The 3,870-nt window shown below is 37.5% G+C and carries 4 protein-coding genes; all 4 read right to left on the reverse strand.

The genetic code is table 11. The features are described from left to right. Window positions 1–820, reverse strand: an 820-nt coding sequence (gene mnmA, locus PLK24_RS09385) for a tRNA 2-thiouridine(34) synthase MnmA (RefSeq protein ID WP_324478501.1), incomplete at its 3' end; no start/stop codon positions are given. Next, complete coding sequence (gene larE, locus PLK24_RS09390) at window positions 817–1,644, reverse strand: ATP-dependent sacrificial sulfur transferase LarE (RefSeq protein ID WP_324478503.1); 828 nt, start codon at window positions 1,642–1,644, stop codon at window positions 817–819. The genes mnmA and larE, both read right to left, overlap by 4 nt. A gap of 7 nt (window positions 1,645–1,651) precedes the next feature. Continuing rightward, window positions 1,652–2,563 carry a cysteine synthase A gene (gene cysK, locus PLK24_RS09395; RefSeq protein WP_324478505.1) on the reverse strand — a complete coding sequence of 304 codons (912 nt, stop codon included), beginning with the start codon at window positions 2,561–2,563 and terminating at the stop codon, window positions 1,652–1,654. Between the two features lie 73 nt (window positions 2,564–2,636). Beyond that, window positions 2,637–3,686: a 7-cyano-7-deazaguanine synthase gene (locus tag PLK24_RS09400; RefSeq protein ID WP_324478508.1), complete on the reverse strand. Its 1,050-nt coding sequence runs from the start codon at window positions 3,684–3,686 to the stop codon at window positions 2,637–2,639. Window positions 3,687–3,870 lie beyond the last annotated feature (184 nt).

Here is a 3,870-nt window from a genome sequence, read left to right on the forward strand (position 1 = left end):
CTTGTAAATCTTTTTTTTCACCAACTATTACGGCATTTTGAGAAAGATCGATATCAACAACATAGAGAGGATGCGAATTACTGAGTCCTAACCCCTTCCTTTGGCCGATAGTGTAAAGATATATTCCTTCGTGGTGCCCGAGTATTTTTCCTTGGAGATTAATGATCGGTCCTGATAGATCAAGATGAGAACGGTTTTTAAGGAAATCACGATAACCGCCCTGAGGAAGAAAACAAATATCCTGGCTTTCAGATTTTTCATCCATTAGTAAACCGAGTTGATTAGCAAGAGATTTAACCTCTTCTTTGGTGAGATGAGCTAAGGGGAAAAGAATTCTATTGAGGATTTCCCTATGGATATTATATAAAAAGTAGGTTTGATCTTTCGAGTGATCCTGGGATTTCCGTAAAAAAAATTGGTTGTTTATATAATCAATTTGGGCATAATGTCCGGTTGCAAAATAGTCAAAACCGTTTTTCATGGCATAATTAAAAAGAAAACCAAATTTTATCTGTCGATTACAAATTACACATGGGTTGGGAGTTCTTCCTGATAAGTATTCCTTGATAAAAGGTTTTACGACTTCCCTTTCAAATTCGGTGCTTAATTCAAGAGTTTGATGAGGAATTTCAAGAATTTCACATACCCTTTTCGCATCGTTTAAGGTTGATCCTAAACGGGGATCGTTCGAAGAACCGTGAGTTACCTGAAAAGCCATGGTAATCCCAAAAACTTGATACCCTTGTTTTTTTAAAAGGAAAGCAGCAACCGAAGAATCGACTCCCCCACTCATAGCGACTAATATTTTTTTAGTTTTCACATTAACTCCTCTGGGTTGAGTTCTTTATTCATGTTTCCAGAACGATATTCCTCAAGATCTAATGTGACCCAATGGTATCCAAAGGATTTTAATCTTTCGACGATTTGGTGGCGATAATCATGAATTCGAGTCAGATCATTATCCATTAAGGGAACTTCAATTCGAGCAATTGGATAATGATCCCTTACCCGCAATTGCTCAAAACCCAATTCACTCAGATATAATTCTGCTTTTTCGATTCGACTCAAATGTTCAGAAGTTATATCTGTTCCATAAGGAATACGAGTGGCTAGACAAGAAAAAGAGGGCTTATTCCAGGTTGGTAGGTTCTTTTCTTTCGATATTTGACGAATTTCTTCCTTGGTAAAGCCAGTTTCCAATAAAGGGCTTAAAATATTCATTTCTTGAATAGCTTTTCTTCCCGGACGAAAATCATTTAGGTCGTCGGTATTTGAACCTTCGATGATGAATTGAAAATTTTTCTGAATGGCAACTGCTTCTATAGTTTCAAAAAGAATTTTTTTACAAAAATAACAACGGTTTGGTTGATTTCGAATAATTGAAGAATATTGAAGAAGATTTACCTCTTGAACTATTAAGGGAAGATTCAGTTGGCTGGCGGTCTTGAGAGCGAAGCTTTTTTCTCTTTTTGGCAAAAAGGGTGTATCAATCAGAATCCCGCTGGTTTTATCTCCCAATACCTCATGACTGGTAAAAAGCAAAAAAGTACTATCAACACCACCGGAATAAGCAACCAAACAATTCTTGAGGTCTTGTAAAATTTGTAGTAATTTATCGTATTTAATTTTAATAATATTGTCCATGAATTTCTTACCAAACTGATAAATATCGTTCTCCAGTGTCGGGAAAAATAGCCACAATCAACTTCCCTTGATTTTCCTCGCGTTTTGCCAATTCAAGTGCCGCCCAACCGGCTGCTCCGCTTGAAATGCCAACATGGATACCTTCGATTTGAGCAATGCATTTTGCCGTTGAAAAGGCGTCTTCATCCTCAACTGGAATGACTTCATCGATCAATTCCCGACGTAACACTTCAGGGATGAAGCCGGCTCCAATACCCTGGATACGATGAGAAGCTGGGGTTCCTCCTGATAATACTGCTGACTTTTTGGGTTCAACGGCAACTACCTTAAGGGACGGTTTCCGATCTTTTAAAACCTCAGCGGTTCCTGTGAGGGTTCCTCCGGTTCCTACTCCACAGACCAAGATATCAATAAGCCCATCGGTATCAGTCCAGATTTCTTCGGCGGTTGTTTCTCGATGAATTTTTGGATTGGCAGGATTTTTAAATTGCATTGGCAAAAAAGAATTAGCATTCTCTTTTGCCAATTCTTCTGCTTTTTTGATCGATCCTCGCATTCCTTCTTCTGAAGGAGTGAGAACCAGTTTAGCACCAAACCAAGAAAGAATTTTTCTCCTTTCAACGGATACGCTTTCTGGCATAGTGAGTATTAATTTATAGCCACGCTGAGCACAAACAAAAGCCAAAGCTATACCGGTATTCCCGCTGGTTGGTTCGATTATCAAGGTATTTTTATCTATCGAACCATTTTTTTCAGCTTCGTTTATCATTGACACTCCAATACGATCTTTCACGCTTCCGCATGGGTTTAAGTACTCAAGCTTGGCAACTACCTCCCCGGGTAGATTGGCACCCAATTTTGACAAACGAACTAAAGGAGTATTTCCTATGAGCTGAGTAATGTTTTGGGCAATTTTCATAAAAATTCTTCCTTTCCGTCAAGTGAAAAATCTACCATAATGTTATCACTCTGAAACAAAATTGGTGAGCAAGTTATTTTTGAGGCGTTTTTTGATTATTTTGACGAATAATTTTGATAGGGAAATTTTCAATCCGGTATTTTTCTATTTGATCCAGTGATAAGGTTATGGGTTGAACCATTTTTGGCGATGAATAGCTTTGATGCTGTATTTTGATATAGAGTGGTTCAACAAGAGATGAAGAATAATAAGCGATAATTCCTGAAGCAAATTGTTCAGTATCAGAGTCGATCATTCCCTTTCCTAAGCCGGTTGGTCCCTTAGTATGGGAAGGAGTAAAAATATAGTCTTCTGGTTTAGCTTGGCTGAACAATGCCAAATTATCTTTTTCATTCCGACCAACTAAAAATATAAATTGGTTACTCAACCGAAAATATCTGCCTAATTTTAAAAGTTCAATGTTTTCCATCGTCAGTTCATCATGGATAAGCAGGTCATAGACCCTTCGAGCAAAAATCGGATCGGTGAGAAGACATCCACCGGCTGGGGCTGGATAATCAGTAATTCCCATTTTTTGAGCCAAGTCGAATTGAGGTCCACGAACACGACCGGAAAAGTTATAGAGCTTATCCCGATCAACCCACCCTTTTTGTTCGGGAATGGTCTCTTGCAATAATTTCGCTGAAAGGGGCCTTAAAATTAAACCTTTTATATGAGAATCTCGGTCAATGATGCTCAACCCCCATAGGAACTGAGATTTTGGTCTTTGAGAGAGGACTTCGCCAGTTACAATAAATGAAGCCTTTTTTTCTTTCATAACTTGATAGGCTTGGGTAATCATTAGAATTTTACAATCGATACAAGGGTTTAAGTTTTTACCAAAATCATATTTTGGATTTCGAAGAAGATCTAAAAAGTTTTCTCTAAGTTCTATTTCTACCAATTCAATACCCATTTTTTGAGACATGTTACGGGCATAGTATTGTTTTTCTTTCATTTTTTTATTATTGGCAAAGGGAATAATGAAGTTAACCGCTATGACTTCGATACCTTGATCCATAATGATTTGGGTTGCAAGCAAGCTATCAAGGCCTCCTGAAAATAACGAAACCGCTTTAATCATAAAATAACACCTCAAAAGGATGGAACGTTTTAATTCGAATTGATAAAATGCTCGTTGATTCAAAATTATTCGGGAACATTTCACTATTCTTTTATTCTAAGAAGTCCGTGGTTTTTGCTGGATGATGTAAGGATCTCATCTTTTTATTCTTTTTTCTAGGTGATTTTCTCAAGGTATCAAAGAA

This window comes from Atribacter sp. (genome assembly GCF_035418125.1).
Lineage (GTDB): Bacteria > Atribacterota > Atribacteria > Atribacterales > Atribacteraceae > Atribacter > Atribacter allofermentans.

What these genes read in the sequence shown, in the direction of transcription:
- PLK24_RS09400 (WP_324478508.1), bottom strand. Translation starts at nt 3,686, where the DNA reads ATGATTAAAGCGGTTTCGTTATTTTCAGGAGGCCTTGATAGCTTGCTT.
- larE (WP_324478503.1), bottom strand. Translation starts at nt 1,644, where the DNA reads ATGGACAATATTATTAAAATTAAATACGATAAATTACTACAAATTTTA.
- cysK (WP_324478505.1), bottom strand. Translation starts at nt 2,563, where the DNA reads ATGAAAATTGCCCAAAACATTACTCAGCTCATAGGAAATACTCCTTTA.